Source organism: Staphylococcus shinii (genome assembly GCF_017583065.1).
GTDB lineage: Bacteria > Bacillota > Bacilli > Staphylococcales > Staphylococcaceae > Staphylococcus > Staphylococcus shinii.
This window is the reverse complement of sequence record NZ_JAGEVL010000006.1, coordinates 1-25,928: the sequence shown is the minus strand read 5'-3', so window position 1 is coordinate 25,928 and position 25,928 is coordinate 1. Positions and strand designations below refer to the sequence as shown.

The window sequence follows — 25,928 nt, the reverse complement described above, 5'->3', positions numbered from 1 at the left end:
CTCCTCCTTATAATTACTTAATTACCATCTAAAAGTATACGCTTACATTATAGTCAATTCAATTTATAATTAACTTTACCCAATTGTGCACGCTATAATTTAAAAATTGCCAAAAATATTTCAATTAGATGTTAGATAATGTAAAACTATTACATTTCAATGATAAATCCTTAATTTAATTTATTTCTCTATGATAAATATGTATAATTAAGAACGAATGATTTTTCTGAAACCCTATTGGAGGTTACATAATGAATACAAAACGTATACCCGGTTTTCAATGGGCAATGATGATATTTATTTTCTTCATTATAGCCTACGCATTACCCATTATACTTAAAGATTTTCAAAATACAGTACCATTTAAGAGCTTTGTCTTTGACATGAGTACTCTAGCTCCACTAATTGCTACTATAATTTGTCTTATCGTTTTTAAACAAAAGCGTACGCAATTAGCGAGTTTAAAACTCTCGATTAGTTTAAAAGTAATTGAACGTGTCATTTTGGCACTCGTGTTACCATTGCTTATTTTCATCATTGCTATGGTAAGTTTTAATATCTTTGCTGATAGTTTTGTTTTATTACAAACAAAAGACTTATCTGTTTCAATTCTATCTATCATAATTGGACAAATTGTAATGGCGTTCTTTGTAGAACTTGGTTTCCGTTCTTATTTACAAAATATCGTTGAGAATAAAATGAATACATTTTTCGCATCTATTATTGTTGGTTTTATGTATTCTATATGGAACGTTAATATTGCCTTTAGTTTTGATTATGCAATATACAGTTTCCTATACTCGTTTGCCTTTTCAATGATTGCTGGGGAATTAATTCGTGCTACAAAAGGACGTACAGTTTATATTGCAACAATCTTCCATGCGTCCATGTCATTTGGACTTGTCTTCTTATTTAATGAAGAATTAGGTGAAGTTTTTGCTATGAAAGTAATTGCATTGTCTACGGTTGCTGTCGCAGTTGTATACATTTTAATTAATCTAATTATCCGTGTAATACTTTATTTCTTCACGAAACGAAACTTAGATGAAGTTGAAGAAAACAACTACCTTGATCACGTTAATGAAGACGACCAAAACGATAAAACATCAGAACATCATCAAAATAATACTGATGACGTTAAGAACAGAGAACATCAAGATGATAGCTCTACTACTGTAAATGAGATTAATCAAAATGAGGATCATCAACAATCAAGCTCAGACGACTCTGTAGCACATGGTTCGCCAACAGCAGTACAAAATCATACTAATGATGACACAACAGCAGATTCTAACTATACAGAAGAGAACACAATTGATACAGAAGAAGATAATAGCCGTGCTAATATTATTAAAGAAAATACACCTTCTGCCGATTCAAGTGAATCTGATGCAATGGCGCATCATAACGAACCACAAGAAGATAACAATAAATTAAACCGTCATACTAACAGTGCTGTTGAAGCATCAACAGAAAAAGCACACCCAAACTCTAAAGATGCATCACCTCGTCAACATGACACGAATGTGCAAGAAACTAAAACACAAGATGACAACCCAAGCGACAATGACAACAGTAACCAACGCTCACCATTTGATTTAAAGAGTAAACGTGGTCACCGTCGTTAATATATAAAAACAAGAGCTAAGACATTTATGTCTTAGCTCTTGTTTTCTATTATGACTATCTTTAATCAAGCTTTAAGTACATGAATAATGAACAATTTTAATTTTTACTATTATTAAAATTAAGTGAAGTAAGAGTGAAAAATTATTTATTAATAATTTTAACTCCAGCTTCCGTTCCAATAATTGCTTGATCTGCAACATCTAAGAAGTACCCTGTTTCTAATACGCCTACGAGGTGTATTAAATATTCATGCATTGCAGCTGGCTCTATATTTCTATTTAGATCAACATCTAATATATAATTACCATTGTCTGTAATAAACGGTACATCATCTGCCATACGTCTTATGACATTTAAATTATCATATGCTTTTATTTTTTTAGATACGAGCAACCAATTAAATTTATCAACTTCAACTGGTAGTTTAAACGTTTGACCCAAGTAATCCACGCATTTACTATCATCCGCTAAAACGATAAATCTATTAGCCATGGCATCAATGACTTTTTCCCTAAATAAAGCGCCACCGCCACCTTTAATCAAATTTAAATTGTTATCAATCTCATCAGCGCCATCAATAGCAATATCAATTACTTCTACGTCATTAATATCAACTACACGTATCCCTAATTCCTTTGCAATGAATGCTGTTTTATTGGAGGTACATACACCGGTTATATTAATTTGTTCTTGTTCCAGTTTCTCTGCAATTTTTGGGACAAGCAATTCAATCGTTGATCCAGAGCCAATTCCAACAATCATACCATCTTTGATTTGGTCTAATGCATCATTAAATGTACTTATTTTCAACTGTTTCTTATCCATAATGCTTCCCCTTTTATACTGTACTTTTATCCTTATTGTACATGAGATTCATTAAAATACATAGTTCAAAAATCATTTTCCAGAGTAAATTATATCTTTACTTGCATATTCATTTTATTGTTTTAAAATTATAATTATTAATTATCTGGAGGTAAAAATAATGATTTATACTTTAGAAGCCATCTCAACAGGTAAAGTTGAAGATTTACCTTATAGTGCTAAACGACCAATGCGCTCAGCTTTAAATAAAAAGAAATTTGTCGGTAATATGTGGCTATCAAAAACTGGATTCGTTGAGGATGAACAAGAATATAAAGGTCACGGTGGCCCTAATAAAGCTGTTTGTCTATATAGTAAGAAAAATTATTCACTGTGGGAACAAGATGTGTCAGTACTTCCAGAATATGCGATGTTTGGTGAAAATATTACTGTCTCTGATATGGACGAAAAAGATGTACATTTCGGTGATCAATTTCAATTAGGAAACGCAATATTAGAAGTTTCAGAGATTAGAGAGCCATGTTGGAAAATACAAGAAAAGTATAAAATACCCAATTTAATTAAACGTATGTCCGTTTCTGGTAAAACTGGTTTTTATTTTAGAGTTTTAAAAGAAGGCTATGTCCAAGAAGATTCAAATTTAGAGTTAATTAAACGAGCCGATAATGCAACATTACTTTCAGTTTTTGACTTAAATGAAATTTATTACAGTGATAATAAAAATATTGAACGCTTAACGTACGCGCTAAAAAATCCATATTTAACAGAAGAAAGAATATCAAAACTTGAAAGATTATTAACACGCGCTAAAAAAGCTAAAAATAATTAAGGGAGTGGGCCAGAAATCAAATATGAAATTTGATTTCTTACGCCTACTCCCTATTTCTGTTTTATAGACAAAGGTTAAACACCTTTATATACAATTCCAAACTTAACATAAGTGTATCATTTCTCTGAAATTTTATATGATGTTTTAGAGTAAAATGGCTGATTTGCCTCTAATATAGATGGTGCTTCATCACCAAATAAATTGATATCATTCGGAATACATTGTGTTTCTAAAGTAAAGCCAGAGTGCGCTTTGTAAATATTGAAGTCACTTTGCCAACCTGTTGTATCATTAAATGTGAATATAACAATATTAGGCATGTCTGTTTTAACAGTTAGTAAGAAATGTTTATTCTCAACTGTCATCTCATTGCCACCTATATCGAACGGATGATCCACACCACCAAAACGTTCCATTTGTTCTTTAACTATTGCATCTTCACTATTAAAAATATCCTTAAATTGGATGTTTTGTTCATTAAATATGTCTACTAAGTCAATAGGATTTTTGGTTTCTACAATATTATCCTCATCCAATGTATACATATCTAATTTAGAGCTTGAAATACTGTGATTATCAATAACATTATTGTCTCTATTAAGATTGAAGTATACATGATTCATTGGATTAAACAACGTTTTTTGATTAGATGTAGCTTTATATTCAATCGTCCATTTATGATCAACATCATATGTGTGAATGACTTCTAAATCTATATCTCCAGGAAAATGGTCATCCTCACTTTTTATAACCGTAGTAAAAATCACTTTAACTTGACCAACTTGCTCTTCAATTCTGTAATCGAAAAAGCGCTTATCTAAACCTTTAGGTCCACCATGAATATTGTGTGGGCCATTATTGGCTTCAAGTTTGTATTTTTCACCATCTAATTCAAATGTTGCATTTGCAATTCTGCCACCATATCTTCCAACAGTAGCACCAAAGTTATAAGGGTTTTCAATATAAAACTCATCTGCTTCAACTACATTACCAAGCACAATATTGTTATCGTCATACTTCCATGAAACAATTCTAGCGCCATAGTTTGTGAAAACTATCTTCGTATCTTCATTATCAATTTTAATCAAATCAATACCATTACTTTGACTTTCTACTTTTGCAAACATCCTCAATTACTCCCTTTCAAACCCGCCGCCCTTCATTGTTCATTTAATGGCGATAGGCGTTGTCATGAATAAAACATCATTTTCAAATGCTAGCTAAAAATTGCAGAACTTGAGGGGCTCAAGTGTATCATTAAGCAATTTAAAGACTTCGTTGTAAATCTGGCAATCACGAAAATAATAAAACTAAACAACTAAAATCGTTCACAGCCAAGCTTTACTTTTCCACACACTTTAATCATTGTACTATTTGACTGTATGTCGTTTATCACAATTTACGCTTCCCTCAATCATAAACCATGACTCTAACAATCAGTTAAATATAATAAGTTATCGATGATATGTATATAAAAAATTTCTTATCTATATATAAGTCTCTTATATTGTAACAATTTATACAAATAATTAGCTATACTATTGTTGCATTTTATCAAACAATATTGAAAATTGTTATAGTTTTTTCTATTTTTCACTATTTTTCTTTAACTTTAGTTTATTTTAGAATCACTTGCTGAATAAGTACGACTAACTCTTGAATAAATTTAAGAGGCTAGAATAACTTTATATCCTAACCTCTGAGTTTAATCCATTAATTTTTTTTATTAAAAATGCGTTTTATCGACCCCATAAAACCTTTGTCAAAACTTAAAATTGTATCTTTATAACTACGCACTGCAACCCATAGTAATACAAATATCGTTACAATTGATAAGCCAACACTAACGAGGATTTCCCATGTTGCAACATCTGGTGTAGACGCTCTAACAAACATAACAAATGGTGACATAAGTGGGATAAAGCTTGCGATTTTCACAAGTAATGTATCTGGATTCATCACACTAAATAATGAAATATAAAAAGCAATCATACTAACTAAAGTCATAGGCATTAAAGCCTGATTAATGTCTTCAATACGTGAAGTAATTGAACCAAGTATTGAAGCTAAAATAATATATGAAAAAATACCTATGATCAACGACACAAATCCTACAATAGCTAATTGAAGTGTCAGTTCATTCGGTTCGACTTTAAATCCTTGTAACATATCACCAATATCGAATGTTAAGAAACATATCACACCAACTATTACAAAAATACTTATTTGCGTTAATGCTACTGCAATAACGCCGGCCATTTTAGCAAAGAGATGTGTTACTGGTGTTACACTTGTTATAATCATTTCGATAACACGTGACGTTTTCTCAGTGGCAATTTCCATTGCAACTTGACTTGCGTAATTAAATATAATGAAGAACATAAGCATAATACCAAGATAAACAATTACAGTATTAAAGCCTTTTTGGGCCTCACTTAAGTTGGAACTTTTAGCATTATTAGCAATTATTTCGGAGGAGACATCGCTTTGGGCTTGTAGTTGCTTTAACTCTCCTTGAGATAAATCTAGACTATTAGCTACAAATTGCGTTTGAATTGTCGATAATGTCGCCTTTAACTTTTGTTTATCTTGCTCTGAAACAGTATCTTTACTTAAAATTTTGCCTGATAACTTTTGGTTATCATTTAATTTAATGATATAAGCTTTATCTAATTTTTCGCTTTCCACTTGTATCCTTGCTTGTTTTTCAGATACTTTACTAAATTTCGCGCCTTCATCTAGTTGGTTTCCTTGTGACTTAATAACTTCATAAATCTGATTATTAGATGACACAACCCCAACTTTATCAGGTCCATCATCGAATAAGTCAATAATTTTATTAATATTAGATGCGGCGAGCATCAGAATTATCACTACAGCAGTAAATATGATAAATGATTTGGCTTTCACTTTATTTTTATAAGTTAACGAAAAAGTAGCCCAAAATTTATTCATTGATATCACCTACTTTCGCTATAAAGATTTCATTAAGCGATGGTTCTACAACTTGGAATCGTTTAACAAATCCATAACGCGTCACAACATCATAAATTTTTTCCGCAATAATTTCCGATTCAATGGTCGCTTTAATTTCTCGTTTATTTCTTTCTACATCCAACACGCCCGCAATAGCATCAATTTCAGGCATTTGATGTTCAGTTTCAATAACTACACGCTTATAGCCATGATTTGATTTCACTTCATCAATAGCTCCAGAAACAACTAGTTCCCCTTTATTTAATATGCAGACGTTATCACAAAGTTCTTCGACATGCTCCATACGGTGTGAACTATAAATAATTGTTGTTCCTTCATCATTCAAATCTTGAACAGCAGATTTCAGTAATTCCACATTTACAGGATCAAGTCCACTAAATGGTTCATCTAAAATTAATAATTCTGGCTTGTGTAACATACTTGCTAAGAGTTGAATTTTTTGTTGATTTCCTTTAGAGAGGGCTTCAATTTTCTTTTCTCTATTTTCTGTAATGTTAAATCGATTTAACCAATAATCAATTGCTTCCGTAATATCTTTTGACTTCATACCTTTTAACGTTGCCAAATATCGCAACTCATCTTCTACTTTCATCTTAGGATGTAACCCACGTTCTTCAGGTAAATAACCGATACGATTATACAATGATTTATCAATAATTTTACCATTGTAAGTTATTGCTCCTTCTGTAATCGGAGTTAATCCTAAAATCATCCTAAAAGTTGTTGTCTTTCCTGCCCCGTTTCTCCCTAAAAATCCTAACATCTTTCCTTTTTCTAAAGAAAGTGAAATATCATTCACGGCAGTAAAATTTTTATACTTTTTCGTGACATGTTCAATCATTAATGACATGACATATGGACCCCTCTCTTTTGAAATTACTTTAGACTCATCATACCATTTATTCCATAACACATACATTTTAAATAATAAATTTTTCAATACTGTATACTTTATTTTTCACAAAATATCTTACTCAATAAAAACTATGATGTTCTTAGCTTTACATCGAATAATGTAAGCCCTATCATAAAGTTAAATAAGAACTCAAACACTTATTATTCATCAATAACAAATAGGAGGCATTACAACATGACTTATAGTATCGGCATCGATTATGGCACCGCTTCAGGTAGAGTGTTTTTAGTAGATACATCTAATGGGGATATTATTTCTACTTATATAAAAGAATATCAACATGGCACCATCTCTGAATCTTTGAACGGCAAACCTTTACCACACAACTACTTTTTACAACATGCAGAAGACTATACCTCAATTTTAGAAGAAGGTGTTAAGCATGTGTTAGCTGAAAGTAATGTTAGTTCAGATTCTGTTATTGGTATCGGGGTTGATTTTACAAGTTGCACAATTGTGTTCTTAGATGAAGACTTCAAACCATTACATCTTAACCCTGCTTTAAAAGATAACCCACATTCATATGTTAAATTATGGAAACATCATGGTGCACAAGATGAAGCAACACAAATGAAAAAAGTCAGTGATGAGATAAACCCATCATGGTTAGATTATTACGGGCATAGCGTTAATAGTGAATGGATGATACCAAAAATATTAGAAGTTAAACATAAAGCACCTGAAATATTAAAACAGACTGCTTATATAATGGAAGCCGGCGATTATCTAGTTAGCTTACTTACTGATAAAAACATTCGTTCAAATTGTGGTATTGGCTTTAAAGGTTTTTATAATGAAGATGATGGCTTTAATTATGACTTTTTTGAAGCTGTAGACCCAGAGTTACCTGCAATTGTAAAAAATAAATGCGAAGCACCTGTAGTCCCTATTGGGGAAAGCGCCGGTAATCTTAGTGAATACTATCAACAATTGTGGGGACTTTCTGTTAACGTGCAAATATCTCCTTACATCATTGATGCACATTCAGGTGTATTAGGTGTAGGTGCAATCGAACAAGGTGAATTTACGCCAGTAATTGGAACGAGTACTTGTCATCTTATGTTAGACCCTAAACAGGAACCTATTCCCGCAATCACTGGTTCTGTAAAAGATGCAATCATTCCTGGGTTATACGCTTACGAAGCTGGACAAGCGGCCGTTGGTGATTTATTCAATTACTCTGCAGAGCTTGCACCAAAAGCAATTGCAGATCAAGCCGAACAACAAGGTATTTCTATTTTTGAATACTTAGAGCAACTTGCTAGCGAAATACCAATCGACGAGCAACATGTTACAGTACTTGATTGGCATAACGGCAATCGTAGTATTTTAAGTGATAGTCATCTAACCGGTAGTATCTTTGGCTTAACGTTACAAACACCTTTTGAAATGATTCACCGAGCTCATATCGAATCAACTGCATTTGGTACTAAAATGATTATGCAGCAATTTGAAAATAATAATATTCCAGTACACACGGTATACGCTGCTGGCGGCATTCCAATTAAGAGTGAACTTCTAGTTGATATTTATGCCAACGTGCTTAATAAAGAAATAGTAGTTATCGATTCAAGCAACGCTACTGCTTTAGGAGCTGCAATGTTGGCTGCAAACGTTGGTGGTGCATATGCAACATTAAAAGAAGCTGTACAACAAATGAAACAACCTATATATTATCGCAAACAGCCAGAACCAGAAAAAGTAAAAAAATATGAAATACTCTTCCAACGTTACAAGTCATTACACGATTTACTAGGTAAATCACATCCTGAACTCTCATATATTGATTAATAATCTTAGTTTAATATAACAAACATAGGAGTCCAAGACAGCTATTTATGTCTTAGACTCCTATGTTTATATTTTATAATCAAACGCAAAACTAACTATGCTTTAATATTTAAAATTATCCTGTTTTTTATCTTGTTCTTTGATTTCATCAAATGAATCTTCGCTATTTTTAAAGTGATCTGATTGATGACTATCATTTTGGACGGATTCAGTATTAAATGAATTTGAATGATTATCTTGTAGGTAGTCTGGAGATTGGGCATATTGACTATATTTATGACTACTGCCGTATTTATTTATTTTTCTCTCACTATCTAAACAAGCAATGACAATCATATAAATACCCAGTCCTAAGTTAGCTAGTCCAAAAACAATCAGTATAATACTAGTCATTATATTTGTTTCATTTGGGTCATTTAGTTCAATGATAAAATTAACAATATTAGCAATCACTGACAAGCCTAAATAAATTAATGGCATGAGCATTGTTCTACCTGTATCATGAAATCTTCTTATCAAAATAGCCCAGTTTGGAATAAGTGTAGCTAAAGAGTAAATAACAGCATATATTATACTTAAAAACATTATAAGCACGCCTAAACCTATCGTAGAATCTGTATACGCAGAAGCGCCCGCTAACATTACAAAGAAACCTGTGAATCCTAAAACAATCGCAGGTAGCAAGAAAATAATATGCCATAATACCATAAACCAATATTCACTTCTACGTGACCGCCCTGTAAAGTTAATATAGTTTTTCCAATATAATTTAAGTGCTTGTCCAAAACCAATTTTCCTCTCCATAAGCTCCCTCTTTTCATTTTCCTTAGTTTAAGATAAGATTTATTTTGTACTAGATTTTAATAGATTATATGTAAAAACCTACTAACCTTATCATAAAATAGTGTAACAAAATATAACCTTAGTAGTAACACAATTTTACAACTTTTTAAAAATTATCGAAAAAAATTTAAATTTAAAAACTATATATTGGAGGGCAATTTATGGATTTTATACAACGAGACACTGTTACAATTGCCAAGGACTTATTAGGTGTACGCGTTATCTATCATGACGAATTACAAACTTACACTGGCTATATTGTAGAAACAGAGGCCTATGTAGGCAAAAAAGATCGTGCTGCGCATGGATTTAATGGCAAGCGAACACCAAAAGTGGAATCACTATATAAAACAGGTGGAACAATTTACGCACACGTTATGCATACACACTTACTCATTAATTTTGTAACCCAATTAGAGGATGAACCTGAAGGCGTATTAATCAGAGCGGTAGAACCTGAAGAAGGTATCGAGGCAATGACACACAATCGCGGAAAAATAGGATTTGACTTAACAAATGGGCCAGGAAAATGGACCAAAGCATTCAATATACCAAGACATTTAGACGGTTCTAAAATTAATGAAGGCCATTTACAAATAGATTCTAAAAATAGAAAATATCCTAAAATGATTGAGGAAAGCGGTCGTATAGGCATACCAAATAAAGGTGAATGGACAAATAAGCCTTTACGTTTTACCGTGAAAGGCAATCCATATGTTTCTAGAATGCGCAAATCTGATATGAAACACCCAGACGTAACTTGGCGTGATTAATATTGGCAATAACAACTTTATCTATATATACAATAAGAGGTTGAGACTTTTGATTGTCTCAACCTCTTATTTTTTACTAAATACATATCATGATTAGCATTTGGTAATTTAGCTAAAATTTTATTCTTTACGCTTTTTCTTCCGATCTAACAATCCAAATTGAATTGTTATTATAGTACAAATCACAAATATTACAGGGTAAAATGAATATTTTAATACTTCTAGGTAAGACACATCTCCATACTGTTCTACCATTAACATACCACTATCATGTGGTAACACCATTAATGCACAACAAGCAAATATATCTAATAAACTTGCCATGCGTTTTGGTGGCACTTTATATTCGTCGCCAATTTCTTTTGCAATGGGTGCAGAAATAATAATTGCTAATGTGTTATGTGACAATGCCGCAGAGAGCACACCAGACATTAAACTGATTACATATTCTGCACTTTTACGTCCTTTAGCTTTTGCTTTCATTGCTTTGATAATCCAATCAATACCACCATAATAGCGAATTAAAGCGACAAGCCCTGAAACTAAAAAGGCTACTAAAAAGATGTTAAACATACTTTCCATACCATCACCAATAGCTCTTGTAAACTGGAATATACCTAATTGACCTTGTACGATACCTAGTAAGCCTGCCATAACAATTCCAATAATAAGCACAAGAATGACGTCTAAACCAGCTATTGCAGCAATTAATACAAATAAATAAGGTAAGATATTAATGAAATTATAACTTAAGTCACCTTCTACCTTACCTGTTCCGCCTACAACAGCGTAGAAAACAGCCGTGATTATAGCAGCAGGTAATGCGATAAATATGTTCATTTTGAATTTATCTCTCATCTTAGCACCAACACCATTGGTTGCAGCAATTGTGGTATCAGAAATTATAGATAGGTTGTCGCCAAAATAAGCTCCTGCTATTACAGCTGCACCAGCTGCAGCAACACTCAAATCAGCTGCTTGTGCTACTGCAACACCTACTGGGATAAAAGCAGCTTGTGCCCCAGTTGAAGTACCTAATGTTAAAGCTGCAAAACCACTCATAATAAATATTCCGGGAATGAGTAAACTTGGTGGAATAACAGAAAGTCCCATATTCACCATAGCCGTTTTACCACCCATTTCAGATGTAACAGTTGAAAATGCACCAGCAAGTAGTAGAATCAGACCTAAATTAACTATGCCAGAATTCCCTGCATGTTCAGTAAATATTTGTACTTTTTTAGTAAAAGCTGTTTTTCTGTCATAACAAGTCCAAGCTATAACAATACCTATTAATATTGCAACATGACGTGGCAATTGATCAAAGGCGTCTTCTTTACCTAGAGCGGTAAAAGTAATACCTACACCTATATATAACACTAAAAATATTGCTAAAGGCAATAAAGCTAAGGCGCCATATTGTTTTTCGCTTCGCATAGTTTGTTCCATAAATGAGCTCCTTATTCCTAGGGATTTTATATGATATATATGGTAAATCAAAAAAGGGATAATGTCATTTTAAATACATTATCCCTGCCTTCAATATTAATTATTTAATTGTCGTATCTCCTGTGTCTGTTACAATTTTAACTAAATTTTCACCATTACCAATTTTCTTATCTTTTAATTTACTATTTTCAATATTTAAATCTCCAATATCACTGTTAAAGTCTATTAATGTGTTCTTAGGTTGATCTCCACCATAATTTAATACAACATCTCCAGTATCCGTTTCAACATTTGTAGGTTTATCCATAGGCATGTCTTCTATGGTTAGCTGTCCTGTATCCGTTTCAAACTGCCCTTGGTTATACTTAGACTTTTCTACTAAAATATCAGCAACATCGCTAGAAGCATTTAATTTATTATATTTTGAATCTTTAATTGCTAACTTACCAACATCTGAATATATATTTGCTTGTTCCACTTCAATATTATTCAAATCAATTGAACCGTTACTTGAATCAATCTTCATACTTTTCAAATGTTTAGGTACAGTCACAACAACGTCGTTCTTTTTAAATCCTAGAAGTGACAAATTAATATTAGACGCACCATCATTATCTGTAAGTTTTAAATCACCTTTACTTATCTGCGCATTGATTTTCGTCTGTTCATTCGAACCTTTAGACGTTATGTTAAATTTGTCTCCATGCTTTACCGTTAGATTGCTATGCTCAAAACTAACTTTTAATGCTTTAATATCACTTTCTTCATATGACTTATTAAAGTTTGTTGTTACATCTTTTGCTTTTTCTTGTTCAATTTTAAATTGTTTAATTGTTCCTATTGCACAAATTACTGTAATGACCAACCCAATTATAAAAGTAAATATTAATACTTTCCTCATCTAGTAGCACTCCCCTTTACTACTTTAATATTCCATTTCAAATATTTAACACATAAAATGTAAAATCCTTTTGTAATCAAATACGTGATAACAAATAAAATAAGACCTAAACCAAATAAGACGCCTGTCGTGTATACTTCAAGTAGCATAATCTCTTGGAAGCCTACCATAACAGCTTTAACTAATAATGCTATGGGGGTAAATATGAAACTAAGTGTTGTTACAATTAATGACAGTACTATACTTAGAATTATTATAAAAGGAATTAAAATAACGAAAAAATTGAGCAAACTTAAACCCATTACTGATACAACTGCATGGCTTACATCACTAATATTATTACTTTGTTCTGCTTTTTCTATCGATGCATTTGCATTTAATTGTTTCGCTAATTGCTGTGGATCACCTAGTTCTTCTGAAATTTGATCTTCAGTCTTTCCTTCTTCCATACCACTGTAAAAATGGGTGTCGTATTCGTTTATGATATCTTGACGTTCATTATCATCTAAATGTTTTAAATGTTTATGTAATATTTTAAGATACTCAGTTCTTCGCATTATCGTCACTCTCCTTAATAAATTGATTTACAGCTTTTGAAAATGCTCCCCATTCTTCTAATAATAAAGTTAATCGTTCATTGCCTTGATCAGTCATTTTATAATATTTTCTCGCTGGTCCCTCCGTTGAAGGTTGGTAGTAAGTAGTTAACTCTCCGCTTTTAACTAATCTCCTGAGTATTGGATAAACCGTTCCCTCGGCAATAGTCATATACCTTGATATATTTTGAACAAGAGAATAACCATATTGGTCATCCTTTTTGATTATGAGTAAAACGATAAGTTCTAATGCACCCTTTTTAAACTGGCTATTCATTAATGTCCTCCTTATAATTAAAATCAGTACTATATATTACACAGTAGCTTGAATAAAATATAACACACGCTATTATACATTACAAGGTACTGAGTTATACTTTGTTCAATCAACTTTAAATATACTATTATAATTAAATATATACACAACAAATTAATTTCCTTTTTGGTTTTTTATTAAATCTCTCAATAATCATTTTTATTACTATCATTCTATTTTTCAAAAATGTATAATCAAATTTACGGGTTTTGTAAGCGTTCACTCAAGTGACGTTTATATATGATTAATTTATTAGTTTTGTATACTATTATTTAAGGGGGAATGAACATGCTAGAGTTAGATGCTATTACCACTTTAGCCTTAGCAAGCGTATTGTATCTTATAGGAATCTATATTATTAATCACGTTGGTATTTTAAAAAAATTATGTATACCTGCACCAGTCATCGGTGGTTTACTCTTTGCTGTCATGGTAGCAATTTTAGAATCAACAGGATTATTAACTATAAAGTTAGATTCTGACTTTATTCAAGATTTCTTTATGCTTGCCTTTTTCACAACGATTGGACTAGGAGCTTCATTTAAACTTCTTCGTTTAGGTGGTAAAGTCTTAATAATATATTTTATTTTTTGTGGCGTTCTAGCAATCTTTCAAAATATCATCGGTGTATCACTGGCAAAATTATTAAATATACCGCCTTTATTAGGTTTAACAGCCGGTTCTATGTCAATGGAAGGAGGACATGGTAATGCAGCAGCTTATGGGAAAACAGTCCAAGAACTTGGAATTGATTCTGCAATAACAGCAGCTTTAGCGGCAGCGACCCTAGGCTTAGTTGCTGGTGGTTTAATAGGCGGCCCTGTTGTTAAATTTTTAATTAATAAATATAATTTAAAACCTGAAAATGCTGAAGAAACTGTCAAAGATTATAGTGATGTGACGGCTAATCAGTATTTACATAAGCGTATGGCACCAACTACTGTATTTCTAATGCAATTTGCAATTGTTGCCATTTGTATGGCCATTGGTTCATATCTAGGAACTCAATTTTCTGATTTAACTGGTATAAATATCCCTATATATGTAGGTGCAATGTTTATTGCAGTTATTATACGGAATATATCTGAATATAGTAATTTAAATATTATTGATATGAAACTTATTAACAGTATTAGCGATGTATCACTTAGTCTCTTTTTATCCATTGCGTTAATGAGTATTCAACTAACTGAAATTTATCAATTGGCAATTCCATTAATCATTATTGTATTGGTTCAAGTCGCTTTTATCGTTTTATTCTCTGTAATAATTTTATTCCGAGGTTTGGGTAAAGACTATGATGCTGCAGTTATGACGGGTGGCTTTATTGGACATGGTCTTGGAGCAACACCAAATGCGATGGCTAACTTAGACGTTATTACCAAGAAATATGGTGCTTCTCCAAAAGCCTATTTAGTCGTACCAATTGTAGGTGCCTTTTTAATCGATTTATTAGGTGTGCCAATAGTTACAACATTCATTAATATCTTTAGCTAAGTTTATATGGATTTAAACAATCATTTTGAGAATTTAACATACTTGAAATCTGTAATTTCAGATATTTAAAAAACAAGGCCGGTACAGTTATCAATGAACTGCTCCAGCCTTGTTTTAATTTTGTTTCATATATCTACTGTTTTATACCATTATCATAGTTACTTATTTAATATCTAAACCTCTTTGTTCAATCCATGATTGTAGTTTTGGGCTAAATACCATTTGTGCGTGTTGTAAATCTTTGATTGATTTTGCATTAAGCATCGTCATTATTTTTTTCATATGATCCGTAAATTGTTCTGTATAATTCAGTGTTTCAGTTATACCATAATTTTCAACATGATTTAAAAACGGGCGTGACATTCCTACAGCACTTGCGCCAAGGGCAAGACATTTCACTGCATCTAAAGGAGTTCTGACTCCACCACTTGCCAAAATATCCATATCTTGTTGATATGATGTACTTTCTAATAAAGATTCTACAGTTGTTTGCCCCCATAAACCTAAATAATCCATATCCTTATATGTACGTCTTTCATTTTCAATATCGACAAAATTAGTACCGCCTCTACCACTTACATCTACGTACTTAATACCAATTTCATTCAGGCTTTTAATTGTTTCTTTACTCATACCAAAGCCGACTTCTTTAACTATAACTGGTACATCTACGCGTGTTACGATTTGTGCTAAATTCTCCATCCATGTAGAAAATGTTCTATTACCCTCTGGCATCACTAATTCTTGTGGCGCATTGACATGAACTTGTAACGCTTGAGCATCAAGTAACTTAACTGATTCTACAGCTTTATCTACGGGAACGTCTGCACCCACATTACTAAAAATAATACCTTCTGGATTCGTTTCACGTACGACACTAAACGAAGAAGCCATTTTGCTATTTCTTAATGCTGCATGCGTTGAACCGACAGCCATCGCAATTCCAGTCTCACGCGCGATAACAGCTAATTTTTCATTAATTTGTTTCGTCCACTCGCTACCACCAGTCATCGCATTGATATACAATGGTTGGTTTAGCGTGAAATCTATTAAATTACTTGTTAAATCAACATCATCAACATCAATATTAGGAATAGAATGATGTACAAACCTTATTTCATCAAAATCTGAAATTGTTGCATCTTTCTGGGCCATTGCTATTTCTACATGTTCATTTTTACGTTGTTCTCTTTTTATATCGCTCATTTTCCGCTCCTACTTTCAACACATTTTTAAATTAATTTTATTATATCGAACTATCGTTATATTGCTATAACTTATTAAAACCATTTTTCTTTTTTAAAGTAGTATATACAGCCCAAGCTTATCGCTAACATAATCGTTAAGACGATATAGTAACCATAATGCCATTTCAGCTCAGGCATATTTGTAAAATTCATACCATATATACCTGTAATCAATGTCAAAGGTAGAAATATTACCGACACCAAAGTCAATATTTGCATTATATTGTTCATTTTAAATGAGTTATATGACGAATAATTATCTTTAATTTCATCAGTCATCTCTTGGGACATCTTCAAAATATTTTGTTGCTTTATAATATGATCCTCTACATGTTGAATATACATATGATTCTTCTCATCTACAAGTAATAGGCTACTTTCTTTGATATTACCAACTAATTCTTGTATTGGGTAAACAATGCGCTTCATTTTAATAATATTCGACCTTATTTTAAACACTTCTTCCATAATGTCTTTCACTGGAGTGCCTTTGAGTTGATAATCCTCAAATTCGTATACTTTATCTTCAATTTCATAGATTAAATCAAAGTAACTATCAACCATTTTATCTATGATGTGTAACGCGATATCAAATGTTTGTAACCCCTTTTGATTATCTGTAGTCAACATATGTGTGAGGTCTGTTAAAATTGAAAAAGGCTGATGATGATAAGTAATAAGGACTTGCTCTTTTATGAATAAATTCAACGCCTTGTTACCACTGCTTTTGGTATCAATACTATGTAATACGATATACTGATAAGCATCGTATACTTTGTATTTTGCCCTAGGCGTTCCATTAACTGTATCATCGATTTCGAGTTTATTAAAGTTAAAATACGACTTAAAAATCTCGTTTTCCGATTCTGAAGGGTCTTGAAAATCGTACCAAACAAATGTGGCTACTTCAGGTACATCATGCAAGTGCGAAGCTTGCATTAATGCTTGTCCAGGAGCCTGATATTTAATTGTAATTGTCATAGTTCCCCTCCTTAAATCATTTACTTTATTTTATCATGAAACTGTTCAAGTGTAAGTTTATGTTATTTTTAGTAAACTAACATTGTAGACAAGTAAAACTTGTTACCATTTGATTATTAACTTTCGACTATCAAGGAGTGTCTTCATGCAAAATCCATTTACTATTAATCACTATGTAACACAAGATATGATTGACCATAATAATCATGTACATGATGCACAATATAATATCGTTTTCAGTGATGCTATCAACCAATTTAATTACCAAAGAGGATTATCTTTAGATGAAAGAGAAAATTTAAGCTATACCCTATTTACTGTGGAAGAACAAACCGCTTATTTATCTGAATTAGTAGAAAATGATGAATACCAAATTACCGTTTATTTATACGATTATAATGAGAAAAGCGTGCACTTTTTCTCAATCATGACGAAATCAGATGGTACAACGGTTGCAACTAATGAAGCTTTGATGCTAGGCATCAACCGCAAAACCAAAAAAACCTCCCCATTTCCAGAACAATATGCAAATCAAATAATTTCCTATTATGATAATCAACAGCTTATAGACTGGCCAAAACAATTAGGTCATCGTATAGGAATCTTTAGATAAGGAGTTGAGAGACAAATGACAAAAAATATTCAGGCATGTGTTGAATTACAATTATACGATTTATTTGATCAAACTAAATTTGAGCTTAGTGAACTTAATCAAAGTAAAAGCCTTGTTATCAATGGGCCTGATAGTCAATTGATTAAACGTGGCTTAGATATTAGTTATTTACAAGGACAAAAAAGAGCTATTGATCACATTGACGCCATTTTAAAATCTTATCCAGATGAACAGGCTTTCATTTCTAATTTTAATGAGTATACAACAAAGGTTTTAAATGATTATGACACTGCTTTACAAAAATTTAAAATGCTTGAACAACCAACTAGTGATTACGAAGATATATTGGCCCATCATTACACTTTAATGGGGCAAAAATTCATCATCGATTCTATTAATACGACAATTATAAATCAATAACCCTATACTGTTTTTTATATAGAAATCTCATTGCCAATAAAGTTAGCTTTATTGGCAGTTGTTTTATCCTTCATGAGGTTAAAGTTTAATCAAATGTATTTCTATTTCCTACTCATTGTTGTTCAACAATATGTACGCATTAACATTTATTATTGTTTTTCATAAAAAACAGCTTTGGAAACCTTGTTAACTTTGATTTCCAAAACTGTCCGTTAAAGTTAGTAACTTTAAATCACTTAAAATATGAATTTATTTACTCATTAATTGTTTCAACAATTTGTTTAATTACTTTATGAGATTCTCTAATTGGTAATAATGGAAAAGCATGAACCATACGTTTATACTCATAAAAGTGAATTTCTTGTTGTTCTGAAGCTAAAATCCCAGTAAATTTCAGCATGTCTGGCAGATAAATTTCATAAGTGCCAGCAAACATATAGATTGGCGGTAAATCAATTAAATTACCGTTTATAGGAGAGAGTCTTGTGTCATTTAATGGTAAATTGTTTGACCAACGTTTTAATATTTTCTGAACTCCCTCTTTATCTACCAGTACATCTTTTCGATCTAAAACTTCAGTAATGTCTGCATTATCTAATTGTGCATCTAATAACGGAGAAAATAAATATAGTTTTTTAGGCATTGGTTGCTCTTGCTCTTGCAACTGTTGAACTAGACTAAGCGCTAAAGCGCCGCCCGTGCCATCTCCCATAACGATAATATCTTTGCTATTAACCTCTTTTAATAATTCATTATATACTTTAAAAATAGCATTAAATGTATCCTCAATATTATATTTTGGTGCTTTTGGATAGATAGGCATAATAACTTCATTTAAAGTGCTTAATGCAAGTTTATCCATGTATCTCCAATGAAAAGCTGACGGTTGTAAAGTATTATAACCACCATGAATGTATAAAATCTTTTTTTCCTGACTATGCCTAAATCTAAATCTAAAGACTTGCATGTCATCTAATATTTGTTTATCTAAATCAGATTTAACGTTTAATGTTTCTGGTTGTTTGTGTTTCTTATCATTGATCTTTTTACGATTTTCCATGAATTTCTCAAAATCTTGGTCTGTGTTGAAAATAATAGATCTATGAGGCAATAGATATTTATTTATAAATTTAGTTGTTAGTCTTGATTTCATTCCATAATCCATCCAATCTATATTTATTGTGCAATCATTCAATATTCTTTGTTTTATTTATTAAAAAAAATAAATGTTATGGTAAAATTAATATAATGACCAAAAAAGCATAGTCATAATATAATGTGGGTAACTTAAAAACTAACAATTTCATTATTATTAAATTTAAAAGACATGTTAATAATACTTAAAATGTAGTAGTTATTAAACATTATAACAAAACAAAAGTCACAAAATAAACAAATGCTAGCAATATGCAGTGAAAGGAGTACTTATGGCCGATAAGCACCAACAATTTAAAGATTTTGAGCACACCCTAACTAGTGAACCTATGCAACGTGGTTCACAATATGAAAAAAAGAAAAGATCATGGGTTAGTATCATTATTCATATCATCGTTTTAATATTAATAGCGATTACTGGCTATAGTATGTTTAAAGAACCTATTTTCAATTTAGTTTTTGTTCAAGAAACTATTAACTTCCATCAACTTACTAATTTCCAAGATACAATTAATGATTTTTCGAATCTCAACATTAATATCGAAAGCATTGATGATCTTCAAACAAGTATAGATCGATTGATATTAGTCTTTTATGTATTCTTTATTGCCTGTATCGTTAGTTTAGTTTTAACTATTTTCACACTCATGTTTAATAGAACTGCATTAAAGATTGTAAACTTATTTGTAATTGCTATTATGTTAGTTATTACTTTTGGTTTTTCATATCTTATTAAAAATATTGCTACACGTATTGCTGATTCGATGAGTCAATACTATGTTTCAGTCAAACCCTCACAAATCTTAACCGAAGCAGATGCTCTCCATAATGCGTTTATATTACTAGGTTGTAGCATTGCTCTGATTTTAATTAGTTTATTTTTCAGAAACCGCAAAACTTATAAAAAGAGAATTATTTAAATCATATTACTAGAATAAGCATACAATTCGGTCAATAACTGAATTGTATGCTTTTATTATAATTACAACAAGAAGCTAAACTTTGTATCACACTAAAATCTATTTTTTATCAACAATATAAAAATATCAGTTAATGTTAATAGTTCTATATTTATAAAAGTTGCAATAAAGCAACACACAATCTTTTATTTAACCTAATAGCACTATACATAAAAGAAACAGTAGCAGTTTAACGAGCTTCAAAATTTTATAAAATCAAAGAAAACGCCAATCCCTATTTTATTACAATAGAAATTGACGTTTATTTTTTAGCCAAAAATCATGATATTCTTAGTCTAACCTTAGCATATTTTATACAAAATACACTAGCTTAATTTCATATCACATTACTTTTCATTTGAAATGTAGTGTGATTTATCTTTTAAGAATAAACTTAAGATAAATGCAAGTGCACTTAATGCTGTGGCAATTAAGAATGCACTATTTACACCATTAATTGAAGCAAGTTTTTGTACAAATTCTAATATTTGTGAAGTAGCCATTTGCTCTCCACCCATTGATTGTGCCATTTCTTGTAAACGATCTTTTAAAAATGGGCTTGTTTTATCTAAATCTTGTGCGTAACCAGCAGCGTATTGCGTAGTTTGTGTTGACATTACTGTGACTAATAACGCCGTACCAATTGAACCAGCCAATTGTCTTAAAGTATTAGATAATGCATTACCATGTGAAATCAGTCTTTGTGGTAATGAATTCATGCCTGCTGTCATAATCGGCATCATAATAAAACTCATACCAAACGAACGAATAATGTATATCAACATTAAATGTCCATACGTTGTATTCATATTTAATTTCGTTAATTCCCACGTTGCGTATGTCATGATACCAGTACCTACTAAAGCTAATGGTTTAATACCAATCGTATCTAACAGTTTACCTGCAACAGGACCCATAACACCCATAATTAATGCACCTGGTAGTAATAATAAACCAGATTGTATTGGCGTAAATCCTCTTAAATTTTGAAGATATAATGGTAGTAAAATCATACCTCCAAATAAACTCATTGTTACAATCATATTGATTACTGTAGTTAAAGTAAATCCAGAGTATTTTAATACTTCCATGCTTAACATAGGTACACGCATTGTAAGCTCTCTAATCACAAATGCAATAATAAAGATGACACCTATAATTAATGAGATTACTACTATAGGTGAGCTCCAAGTATTATTACCAGCTTCACTGAATCCATATAACAATGCCCCAAAACCGATTGTACTGAAGATAATACCAGGTATATCCGCTTTTGGATTGGTTGTAACTTGATAAACTCTAAACCAAATATATGAAATAGCTAGTGAAACTAATCCAATAATAAACATGCCATAAAACATAACATTCCAATGATAGTTCTCAACAATATAACCTGATAAAGTAGGACCAATAGCTGGTGCTAAAATCATGGCTATACCAAGTGTACCCATCGCAGCTCCACGTCTTTCGGGAGGGAAAATAGTCATAAATACATTCGTTCCTAATGGCATAAGTATACCAGCACCAATCGCTTGTAATACACGACCTGCCATCATCACTGTGAATGAACCTGATACACCACAGACTAGAGAACCAATAGTGAATAATGTCATTGCTACTAAAAATAATTTTCTATAAGAATATTTGTTAAACAAATATGCACTAATCGGTATTAAAATACCATTTACTAGCATAAAGCCTGTCATTAACCACTGACCAGTGTTTGCAGAAATGTTAAAATCAGTATTGATTTTAGGCAAAGCAACGTTTAATAAGGTTTGGTTTAAGATGGCTATAAACATACCAAATATCATTGCTAATAGTACTTTACCTTGTGATGTTCCTTTACCAAACATAAAGGAACTATGCTTTTCTTTTAATTTTTCATTTACTTTTGCTTCTTCAGAATTTGGATTGATATTTTCGTGATCAGCATCTGTTTTATCTTCTGAAACATCAGCATCTTCACTGCTTAAAGTATCGCTATTTTCCAAATCTTCTTCTGTTGCTGTTTCTGACTCCATAGTTGATTCGTTAGAACCTTCTTTGTCACTTACATTAAATTTAGATTGATAATTTTCATTAGAAGCATCACTTCCGTGCTTCGTTTGTTCCATTTGTCTTCTCGATTGTTTTTTCTTTCTTTTTGACATAAAAAGATTAATCAATCCAACAAAAATGAGCGCTATGACTACGTAAATAATAATGAAGGTCATTGTCATTTATAGACCCCCCTTAATTTTTATGAATTTTAACTTCAGCGTTCATTCCTGGAACAACATTTTTAGATGGTTTTGAATCAAGTGAGATTTTTACAGGTACTACTTGAGAAACTTTAGTATAGTTACCATCAGTATTTGATGAAGGCATCATTGAAAAGCTTGAAGCTGTAGCTTTACCAATTTCTTCTACTTTACCTTTAAGTTCAGCCTTTTCGCCGTCAAGTTTTACATTTACATCTTTACCTTCTTCAACATCTGAAATGTCTTTTTCATCAACATTTGCAGTAATATAAGAATCATCTAAATTATAAGCATAAGCAATTGGAGATCCTGCTTGCGCGATTGAACCTTCCATGCCGTCAGTTTTTACGATTGTTCCATCTTGTGGCATTTTAATATCCATTTTTTGTGATTGGCCATCTTCACCTTTAGCTGCTATTTCAGCAACTTTATCGCCTTTACTTAGTTTTTCGTTATTTTTAACATCAAATGATTTGATTTCGCCTGATGTTGGCGCAGATACTTTAATTTGTTCCCCGTCAACTTTAGCGTTTTCTGTACTTACAAATCCTGTAGCTTGATTATAAAAGTGGAAACCGACTACACCAATAATCACTAGAACTACAATGGTAATGATGTTGATTAATACCATTTTTTTCATTACTCTTTCCTCCTATTTGCTTTTAAAATTCACTTTATATATTATAGATACATGCAAGATAAAAAAACACCAACACTTATATAAAATGTGTTGGGTTTGTATCCACCGTGTTTTTGAAGGAGTAAAAATGAGACAAAGAGCAAAAGATAAAATAATCAAAAGTATGATTGTACTATTAGAAGAACACCCTTTTGAAAACATCACGATAAAAATGCTATGTGCATATAGTGGTATAAACAGAACGACATTTTATGATTACTTTGTAGATAAATATGATCTTTTATCTACAATACAAATGTATCATCTACAAAAGTATTCAAAGTTATTAAATTCATTATATGACAGTCAAAATAAAGAAGAGATAAATCATTATAAATTATATAAATTTTTCAAAAGTATTTTAACTTATATCGAACGACATTATGGTTTCTTTCATGCAATATTTGTTTCACACCCTAATCGCGATTTGTTTTCTGATTATGTAACACTTACTAAGGAAACATATACTAAAATTATTGTAGATTATACAAATGTAAAAATGAAAAAACAATTTGTTACTTATGCATTGGGCGGCCAAATCGGTATCGTATATTTATGGATACGTGAAGGCTGTCCTGAATCGGCAGATGAACTTGCTCAAATTCTTCTTGCAAATGTAATTAAACTAAGACGCTGATAAACATATTTTTATTAGTGCTATCGCCTATTTACTTGAGCATAAAAAAGACGCTACTTTAAAACATAGCGTCTTTTTATATTTAATTTTTTAAGATGATTGAGGCTTAAAAACAAAATAATTTATAACTTGTAAGATAATAAGTAAGATACCAGCTAAGATAATTATTATAACGTAAGGCACGAAACTCATTTCTCCCATTACACCTACTAATGGAGAAACTAATCCCCCTAATAGAGATTGTATAAGCCCTAATAAACTTGATGCACTACCATTACCTCCAGTGCGTTCTTCCATTGCAATAGAAAAACCTAAGGTCGCTACTCCAGTAACTGGTGCAACAAGTATAATAAAACCAATAAATAAAATCCAAATTGGCAAATGTGTAATTAATGTAACTGATACAACTGCAACACCTATTAATTGAATCATAGTTAAAATACGTAATAATGTTTGTCTATCTATATAATCGATCAACTTACCTGTTAGTTGACTAGAGAAAATCAAGCTCAAACCAATCAATGCAAACATAATACTAAATTGCTGAGCAGACATATGATAAATATTTTGCGTAACAAAAGGTGATGCTGAAATATAACTAAATAGCATTATAAATGTTACACCTTGTATTAGCATAGGTAATACAAATCTTGGTGTCATCAATAATAATTTGAAGTTTTTAAATATACTTATAATATGTGGGCTATCTCTACGTTCCTCCACTAATGATTCAGGAACTTTTAGCAGAGAGCCAAGTAACATCAAGATCCCGAAAATTGTTAATATAACAAAAACCATTCGCCATGTAGCAAATGACAGTATAACGCCACCGAGTGCTGGTGCTATAACTGGAGCCACTCCATTAACTAACATAAGCAATGCTAAAAACTTCGTTAATTGTTTACCGCTATATAAATCACTAGAAATCGCTCTTGAAATAACAGCGCCAGCACCACCACAAAAACCTTGGACAAATCTTAACGCAACCATTACCCAAATATTTTCTACAAAAATAATGCCAATACTTGCCAAAGTAAATAGTAACATTGCGACTACAAGTGGTGTTTTACGTCCCATAGCATCAGATATTGCCCCAACAAATAAGTTGCCTAATGCTAGTCCAATCATAAAGAGTGACAAAGTTAATTGAGAATTTGATGTTGTGGTATTAAAATCAGATTGAATCTGTGGCAATCCAGGTAGGAACATATCTATAGATAATGCACCAATAGCAGTGAGTGCCCCTAGTATAATTACGAACAATAAAGATTGTTTACGTTGTTCTTGATAATTAGACATATTTATTCTCCTCACAATGATGTATGATTTCGTTGATGAAAATATTTATATTTTTTAATTTCTTAAAATTATAAACATTCTTTTACAAGTTATTTTAAAGTTCATTGTTACTATTATAGCTTTAATAATGAGATAATTAAATAGTTACTTGTAACTCATATAAACTGAATATTTCTATTAAATAATGTAACTTGAGAATCTTATGCATGAACTCTAAATTTGTTGATCATGTGTAAGAATAACTAACTTCAAAAAGTGGAACGCCTGAGTAAAAACTCATGCGTAAGAACCACTACACTTCAAAAAATGGAACGCCTGAGTAAAAACTCATGC

Annotated in this window: 24 protein-coding genes; 9 read left to right on the top strand and 15 right to left on the bottom strand. The window is 31.5% G+C overall.

Annotated elements, in window-relative coordinates; genetic code table 11:
- Window positions 1-251: 251 nt before the first annotated feature.
- Window positions 252-1,628, top strand: a complete 1,377-nt coding sequence (gene sdpC, locus J5E45_RS08860; RefSeq protein WP_039068109.1) for a peptidoglycan release complex CPBP-like subunit SdpC — start codon at window positions 252-254, stop codon at window positions 1,626-1,628.
- 142 nt (window positions 1,629-1,770) lie between these two features.
- On the opposite strand, the gene J5E45_RS08855 is transcribed toward sdpC, so the two are convergent.
- A complete protein-coding gene (locus J5E45_RS08855) occupies window positions 1,771-2,457 on the bottom strand; it encodes a ribose 5-phosphate isomerase A (protein WP_039068110.1) in 687 nt (228 codons plus the stop codon).
- A 157-nt stretch (window positions 2,458-2,614) separates the two neighbouring features.
- Here J5E45_RS08855 and J5E45_RS08850 point away from each other — a divergent pair, with 157 nt between their 5' ends.
- Window positions 2,615-3,283 carry an MOSC domain-containing protein gene (locus J5E45_RS08850; RefSeq protein WP_039068111.1) on the top strand — a complete coding sequence of 223 codons (669 nt, stop codon included), beginning with the start codon at window positions 2,615-2,617 and terminating at the stop codon, window positions 3,281-3,283.
- A gap of 116 nt (window positions 3,284-3,399) precedes the next feature.
- Here the strand turns inward: J5E45_RS08850 and J5E45_RS08845 are convergent, their stop codons facing one another.
- The 3 genes from J5E45_RS08845 to J5E45_RS08835 form a co-directional block, all read right to left on the bottom strand.
- Entirely contained in the window at window positions 3,400-4,410 is a 1,011-nt protein-coding gene (locus J5E45_RS08845; RefSeq protein WP_039068113.1) for an aldose epimerase family protein, read from the bottom strand.
- Window positions 4,411-4,996: 586 nt separating this feature from the next.
- Complete coding sequence (locus J5E45_RS08840) at window positions 4,997-6,238, bottom strand: ABC transporter permease (RefSeq protein WP_039068114.1); 1,242 nt, start codon at window positions 6,236-6,238, stop codon at window positions 4,997-4,999.
- Window positions 6,231-7,130, bottom strand: a complete 900-nt coding sequence (locus J5E45_RS08835) for an ABC transporter ATP-binding protein (protein WP_069792373.1) — start codon at window positions 7,128-7,130, stop codon at window positions 6,231-6,233. Before J5E45_RS08835 ends, J5E45_RS08840 begins: the two co-directional genes overlap by 8 nt.
- A 240-nt stretch (window positions 7,131-7,370) precedes the next feature.
- On the opposite strand from J5E45_RS08835, the gene J5E45_RS08830 reads away from it, so the two are divergent.
- On the top strand, window positions 7,371-8,987 hold the full coding sequence (locus tag J5E45_RS08830) for a ribulokinase (RefSeq protein WP_101051155.1): 1,617 nt from the start codon (window positions 7,371-7,373) through the stop codon (window positions 8,985-8,987).
- Window positions 8,988-9,089: 102 nt separating this feature from the next.
- Here the strand turns inward: J5E45_RS08830 and J5E45_RS08825 are convergent, their stop codons facing one another.
- Window positions 9,090-9,791: a DUF805 domain-containing protein gene (locus J5E45_RS08825; protein ID WP_069792371.1), complete on the bottom strand. Its 702-nt coding sequence runs from the start codon at window positions 9,789-9,791 to the stop codon at window positions 9,090-9,092.
- A gap of 200 nt (window positions 9,792-9,991) precedes the next feature.
- Here J5E45_RS08825 and J5E45_RS08820 point away from each other — a divergent pair, with 200 nt between their 5' ends.
- Window positions 9,992-10,603, top strand: a complete 612-nt coding sequence (locus J5E45_RS08820; RefSeq protein ID WP_069792370.1) for a DNA-3-methyladenine glycosylase — start codon at window positions 9,992-9,994, stop codon at window positions 10,601-10,603.
- Window positions 10,604-10,723: 120 nt separating this feature from the next.
- Here J5E45_RS08820 and J5E45_RS08815 read toward each other — a convergent pair whose 3' ends face one another.
- From J5E45_RS08815 to J5E45_RS08800, 4 genes are all read right to left on the bottom strand, one after another.
- Complete coding sequence (locus J5E45_RS08815) at window positions 10,724-12,052, bottom strand: Na+/H+ antiporter NhaC family protein (RefSeq protein WP_039068121.1); 1,329 nt, start codon at window positions 12,050-12,052, stop codon at window positions 10,724-10,726.
- A gap of 100 nt (window positions 12,053-12,152) precedes the next feature.
- Entirely contained in the window at window positions 12,153-12,953 is an 801-nt protein-coding gene (locus J5E45_RS08810; protein WP_208182060.1) for a DUF4097 family beta strand repeat-containing protein, read from the bottom strand.
- On the bottom strand, window positions 12,950-13,510 hold the full coding sequence (locus J5E45_RS08805) for a DUF1700 domain-containing protein (RefSeq protein WP_069792367.1): 561 nt from the start codon (window positions 13,508-13,510) through the stop codon (window positions 12,950-12,952). Before J5E45_RS08805 ends, J5E45_RS08810 begins: the two co-directional genes overlap by 4 nt.
- A complete protein-coding gene (locus tag J5E45_RS08800; protein ID WP_069792366.1) occupies window positions 13,497-13,826 on the bottom strand; it encodes a PadR family transcriptional regulator in 330 nt (109 codons plus the stop codon). Before J5E45_RS08800 ends, J5E45_RS08805 begins: the two co-directional genes overlap by 14 nt.
- Window positions 13,827-14,153: 327 nt before the next feature.
- Here J5E45_RS08800 and gltS point away from each other — a divergent pair, with 327 nt between their 5' ends.
- A complete protein-coding gene (gene gltS / locus J5E45_RS08795; RefSeq protein ID WP_039068125.1) occupies window positions 14,154-15,362 on the top strand; it encodes a sodium/glutamate symporter in 1,209 nt (402 codons plus the stop codon).
- Window positions 15,363-15,524: 162 nt separating this feature from the next.
- Here gltS and fni read toward each other — a convergent pair whose 3' ends face one another.
- Both fni and corA read right to left on the bottom strand, forming a co-directional pair.
- Entirely contained in the window at window positions 15,525-16,568 is a 1,044-nt protein-coding gene (gene fni / locus J5E45_RS08790) for a type 2 isopentenyl-diphosphate Delta-isomerase (RefSeq protein ID WP_039068126.1), read from the bottom strand.
- Window positions 16,569-16,642: 74 nt separating this feature from the next.
- Window positions 16,643-17,590, bottom strand: a complete 948-nt coding sequence (corA, locus tag J5E45_RS08785; RefSeq protein ID WP_039068128.1) for a magnesium/cobalt transporter CorA — start codon at window positions 17,588-17,590, stop codon at window positions 16,643-16,645.
- A gap of 145 nt (window positions 17,591-17,735) precedes the next feature.
- On the opposite strand from corA, the gene J5E45_RS08780 reads away from it, so the two are divergent.
- Both J5E45_RS08780 and J5E45_RS08775 read left to right on the top strand, forming a co-directional pair.
- Window positions 17,736-18,203 carry a thioesterase family protein gene (locus J5E45_RS08780; protein ID WP_208182058.1) on the top strand — a complete coding sequence of 156 codons (468 nt, stop codon included), beginning with the start codon at window positions 17,736-17,738 and terminating at the stop codon, window positions 18,201-18,203.
- 15 nt (window positions 18,204-18,218) lie between these two features.
- Window positions 18,219-18,623, top strand: coding sequence for a hypothetical protein (locus J5E45_RS08775; protein ID WP_208182052.1), 405 nt, complete (start codon window positions 18,219-18,221; stop codon window positions 18,621-18,623).
- A 253-nt stretch (window positions 18,624-18,876) separates the two neighbouring features.
- Here the strand turns inward: J5E45_RS08775 and J5E45_RS08770 are convergent, their stop codons facing one another.
- Window positions 18,877-19,776, bottom strand: coding sequence for an alpha/beta hydrolase fold domain-containing protein (locus J5E45_RS08770; RefSeq protein ID WP_069792365.1), 900 nt, complete (start codon window positions 19,774-19,776; stop codon window positions 18,877-18,879).
- Between the two features lie 274 nt (window positions 19,777-20,050).
- Here J5E45_RS08770 and J5E45_RS08765 point away from each other — a divergent pair, with 274 nt between their 5' ends.
- Entirely contained in the window at window positions 20,051-20,698 is a 648-nt protein-coding gene (locus J5E45_RS08765; protein WP_039068132.1) for a hypothetical protein, read from the top strand.
- Between the two features lie 386 nt (window positions 20,699-21,084).
- On the opposite strand, the gene J5E45_RS08760 is transcribed toward J5E45_RS08765, so the two are convergent.
- Window positions 21,085-22,959 (bottom strand): DHA2 family efflux MFS transporter permease subunit, encoded by a 1,875-nt coding sequence (locus J5E45_RS08760; RefSeq protein ID WP_208182050.1) that lies wholly within the window; start codon window positions 22,957-22,959, stop codon window positions 21,085-21,087.
- A gap of 13 nt (window positions 22,960-22,972) precedes the next feature.
- Complete coding sequence (locus J5E45_RS08755) at window positions 22,973-23,620, bottom strand: HlyD family secretion protein (protein ID WP_039069861.1); 648 nt, start codon at window positions 23,618-23,620, stop codon at window positions 22,973-22,975.
- 127 nt (window positions 23,621-23,747) lie between these two features.
- Between J5E45_RS08755 and J5E45_RS08750 the strand changes: the two genes are divergently transcribed.
- Window positions 23,748-24,296, top strand: a complete 549-nt coding sequence (locus tag J5E45_RS08750; RefSeq protein ID WP_039069860.1) for a TetR/AcrR family transcriptional regulator — start codon at window positions 23,748-23,750, stop codon at window positions 24,294-24,296.
- Window positions 24,297-24,386: 90 nt separating this feature from the next.
- Here J5E45_RS08750 and J5E45_RS08745 read toward each other — a convergent pair whose 3' ends face one another.
- Window positions 24,387-25,595 carry a putative multidrug effflux MFS transporter TcaB gene (locus J5E45_RS08745; RefSeq protein ID WP_208182048.1) on the bottom strand — a complete coding sequence of 403 codons (1,209 nt, stop codon included), beginning with the start codon at window positions 25,593-25,595 and terminating at the stop codon, window positions 24,387-24,389.
- Between the last annotated feature and the right edge of the window lie 333 nt (window positions 25,596-25,928).

Excerpts from the sequence above, each read along its gene's own strand:
- sdpC (WP_039068109.1), top strand. The coding sequence starts at position 252 with ATGAATACAAAACGTATACCCGGTTTTCAATGGGCAATGATGATATTT.
- J5E45_RS08850 (WP_039068111.1), top strand. The coding sequence starts at position 2,615 with ATGATTTATACTTTAGAAGCCATCTCAACAGGTAAAGTTGAAGATTTA.
- J5E45_RS08845 (WP_039068113.1), bottom strand. The coding sequence starts at position 4,410 with ATGTTTGCAAAAGTAGAAAGTCAAAGTAATGGTATTGATTTGATTAAA.
- J5E45_RS08840 (WP_039068114.1), bottom strand. The coding sequence starts at position 6,238 with ATGAATAAATTTTGGGCTACTTTTTCGTTAACTTATAAAAATAAAGTG.
- J5E45_RS08835 (WP_069792373.1), bottom strand. The coding sequence starts at position 7,130 with ATGTCATTAATGATTGAACATGTCACGAAAAAGTATAAAAATTTTACT.
- J5E45_RS08830 (WP_101051155.1), top strand. The coding sequence starts at position 7,371 with ATGACTTATAGTATCGGCATCGATTATGGCACCGCTTCAGGTAGAGTG.
- J5E45_RS08825 (WP_069792371.1), bottom strand. The coding sequence starts at position 9,791 with ATGGAGAGGAAAATTGGTTTTGGACAAGCACTTAAATTATATTGGAAA.
- J5E45_RS08820 (WP_069792370.1), top strand. The coding sequence starts at position 9,992 with ATGGATTTTATACAACGAGACACTGTTACAATTGCCAAGGACTTATTA.
- J5E45_RS08815 (WP_039068121.1), bottom strand. The coding sequence starts at position 12,052 with ATGGAACAAACTATGCGAAGCGAAAAACAATATGGCGCCTTAGCTTTA.
- J5E45_RS08810 (WP_208182060.1), bottom strand. The coding sequence starts at position 12,953 with ATGAGGAAAGTATTAATATTTACTTTTATAATTGGGTTGGTCATTACA.
- J5E45_RS08805 (WP_069792367.1), bottom strand. The coding sequence starts at position 13,510 with ATGCGAAGAACTGAGTATCTTAAAATATTACATAAACATTTAAAACAT.
- J5E45_RS08800 (WP_069792366.1), bottom strand. The coding sequence starts at position 13,826 with ATGAATAGCCAGTTTAAAAAGGGTGCATTAGAACTTATCGTTTTACTC.
- gltS (WP_039068125.1), top strand. The coding sequence starts at position 14,154 with ATGCTAGAGTTAGATGCTATTACCACTTTAGCCTTAGCAAGCGTATTG.
- fni (WP_039068126.1), bottom strand. The coding sequence starts at position 16,568 with ATGAGCGATATAAAAAGAGAACAACGTAAAAATGAACATGTAGAAATA.
- corA (WP_039068128.1), bottom strand. The coding sequence starts at position 17,590 with ATGACAATTACAATTAAATATCAGGCTCCTGGACAAGCATTAATGCAA.
- J5E45_RS08780 (WP_208182058.1), top strand. The coding sequence starts at position 17,736 with ATGCAAAATCCATTTACTATTAATCACTATGTAACACAAGATATGATT.
- J5E45_RS08775 (WP_208182052.1), top strand. The coding sequence starts at position 18,219 with ATGACAAAAAATATTCAGGCATGTGTTGAATTACAATTATACGATTTA.
- J5E45_RS08770 (WP_069792365.1), bottom strand. The coding sequence starts at position 19,776 with ATGAAATCAAGACTAACAACTAAATTTATAAATAAATATCTATTGCCT.
- J5E45_RS08765 (WP_039068132.1), top strand. The coding sequence starts at position 20,051 with ATGGCCGATAAGCACCAACAATTTAAAGATTTTGAGCACACCCTAACT.
- J5E45_RS08760 (WP_208182050.1), bottom strand. The coding sequence starts at position 22,959 with ATGACAATGACCTTCATTATTATTTACGTAGTCATAGCGCTCATTTTT.
- J5E45_RS08755 (WP_039069861.1), bottom strand. The coding sequence starts at position 23,620 with ATGAAAAAAATGGTATTAATCAACATCATTACCATTGTAGTTCTAGTG.
- J5E45_RS08750 (WP_039069860.1), top strand. The coding sequence starts at position 23,748 with ATGAGACAAAGAGCAAAAGATAAAATAATCAAAAGTATGATTGTACTA.
- J5E45_RS08745 (WP_208182048.1), bottom strand. The coding sequence starts at position 25,595 with ATGTCTAATTATCAAGAACAACGTAAACAATCTTTATTGTTCGTAATT.